Below are 2,489 nucleotides of genomic sequence, written 5' to 3'. Positions count from 1 at the left end.
TTGTTGTAAAATACTGCACGAGGACTGAGTTCAATGGCTTTATTTATTGCTGCTGCTGCTTCTTTATATCTTTTTAAATCCCTTAAAACTGCATACTTCTGATTATACAAATTAGGATTATTGGGCTGGAGTTGAATGGCTTGATTTATGGCTGCTAAGGCTTTATCCAGTTGGTTTGATTCTCGATAAACTACACTTAAATTATTCCAAGCAGGAACAAAATCAGGTTGAGATTGCACCGCTTGCTGTAATGCAGTTATAGCCTCTGGACGTTTTTTACTCCAAGCTAATGCCAAACCCTTACCAAAATAAGCCAGGTGAATAAACTTTGGTTTTTGCTTAATTGCTGCGTCAAAAGCCCGTATTGCTTCTGGATAACGACGTAACCGCCACAGTTGATTTCCTCTTTCTAACCATTGACTGGCGGTAGTATTGCCTTGGGAAACATCTACTGATAAAATCGCTGTTTGAATAGACTTAACTTCTTGTTGATTTAGTTCTGGTGGTGGGGTGGTTTCTACCTTTTGTGCTTGGGTATTCAGTCGGTTAGCTAATGCCAAAAATGTACTCACCGGAATACCCAAACTATTACCTAATTGGATATTTCCGCCACTACTACTATTATTATCAATAGCAGCTTGTCCCTCGGTTCTGCCATGAATACCAATGACTCGTCCTTGGGAATCTAAAACAGGTCCCCCACTCATACCGCCAAAGGTGATACTACTATAAACTAATTCATATCCTCCTGTTAAGGAACTTGCACTTTGGGCTGTACCCGAACTGTTATTGTTAAAGTCTGATTGGGTAGTGGCTAATAATCCTTGTTCCTTACTATAAATCTGTCCCAATGTGAACCGCCAAGGTGATTTTTCTCCTAACCTGGGATAACCCGCAGTGAACATATATTCAAAATCTTTGGTGGGATAATTGGCTAAAGTCGCAACTTGATAATTTTCCTGACTGGTGAATTTCACTACTGCTAAATCTACCCCTTCTTCTAATTTAATGGTGCTTGGTTCTACGGGATATTGTTTACCATCTACTGTGAGGATTTTATAGGTATTTGGCTCACATAGTCCTACTTTATCTGGTGGTTTACAAACTACATGAGCAGCAGTTAAAACGGTGTAAATATCACCTTGTTTAGCGATAATAATTCCTGAACCATTACTACCGCTACTGCTATCAATTCTGACGGTAATTTGTTTAGCTTTTGCTTCTAATTCTCCTAACCAACCTGTTAATGGTACTTCTGCTATTGTCTGTTTAATATCTGGTATAGGTAAATTATAAGCGGTGAGAACTTCTGGTTTGACCTGAGCTAAAACGGTTTTAATAGGTATTCCCCAACTCAGTTTTCTAAATTCTTGAATTTCTGTATTTGTGGGGCGTTTTTCGTTGGTATAAATATAAGCAGTATTGAACAAAGGATAGGAACTAATGCCATTAATTCCTATTAAATTTCCGAAACTACTAATAATTGGACCGCCACTCATTCCTTGTTGAATATTGCTAGTATAGCCAATTTCATAACCATCTTTTAAACTGGGTTGAGAAATGATTTGTTGTATTTTTCCTGTTGTCAATACTAATTTATCTTCAGATACAGCATATCCTGCGGCCATAACTGGTGTTTCTAAGTTAATATCAAAAGAGGCGATTCTGTCAGCAATTTCTGATGGTAAACAATATGTTTGATTAGATGTAAATTCTACTATAGCTAAATCGAATTTATCAAAGTTAGTATTAGGTAAAATCTTAGCTGCATATTTTTGACCATCGGCTGTGATAATATTGATATTATTAATTCTTCTGACAACGTGGGAATTAGTCACTACTAAATAAGAGTTACCTTTTCTAGCGAAAATTGTCCCGGAAGCGCCTCTTTCTTTGTCTCTGACTCTGACTGTAATTTGTTTAGCAATGGTTTGTAATTGTGGGTCTGAATAAATACCGTTTTCTGGGTCTGCTGGTTGTAATTTGCACGTTTGTGAGGTCTGTGTAAGTAGTTTTGTCGTCTTAATTTGGGTTTCTATAGCTGACACTGGATAAGGTAGCAGCAGTAAGCAGGAGATAATGGCGATTTGACGTTTCATGATTAGTTAAATAGTGTTTTTATTAGTAGTGATTTACCCCCCTTAATCCCCCCTTGTAAAGGGGGGAAACCGGAATCTTGTCCCCCCGTAAAGGAGGGAATTTACCCCCCTTAATCCCCCCTTGCTAAGGGGGGAAACCGGAATCTCCCGTAAAGCAGGGAATTTACCCCCCTTAATCCCCCCTTGCTAAGGGGGGAAACCGGAATCTCCCGTAAAGGAGGGAATTTACCCCCCTTAATCCCCCCTTGCTAAGGGGGGAAACCGGAGTCTTGTCCCCTCCCCTTAGCAAGGGGAGGGTTAGGGTGGGGTATTTTGTCCCCTCCCCTTAGCAAGGGGAGGGTTAGGGTGGGGTATTTTGTCCCCTCCCCTTAGCAAGGGGAGGGTTAGGGT

General features: G+C 40.0%; 1 protein-coding gene. It reads right to left on the bottom strand.

Annotated features, from left to right (window positions below):
* Nucleotides 1-2,099: tetratricopeptide repeat-containing serine protease family protein (locus FJR37_RS01805; RefSeq protein ID WP_168465134.1), on the bottom strand; the 2,099-nt coding region annotated here is incomplete at its 3' end.
* Nucleotides 2,100-2,489: the final 390 nt, after the last annotated feature.

The sequence above is a fragment of the Aphanizomenon sp. UHCC 0183 genome (assembly GCF_009712065.1).
In the GTDB taxonomy this organism is placed as follows: domain Bacteria; phylum Cyanobacteriota; class Cyanobacteriia; order Cyanobacteriales; family Nostocaceae; genus Dolichospermum; species Dolichospermum heterosporum.
This window is presented reverse-complemented; position numbering and strand designations above follow the sequence as displayed.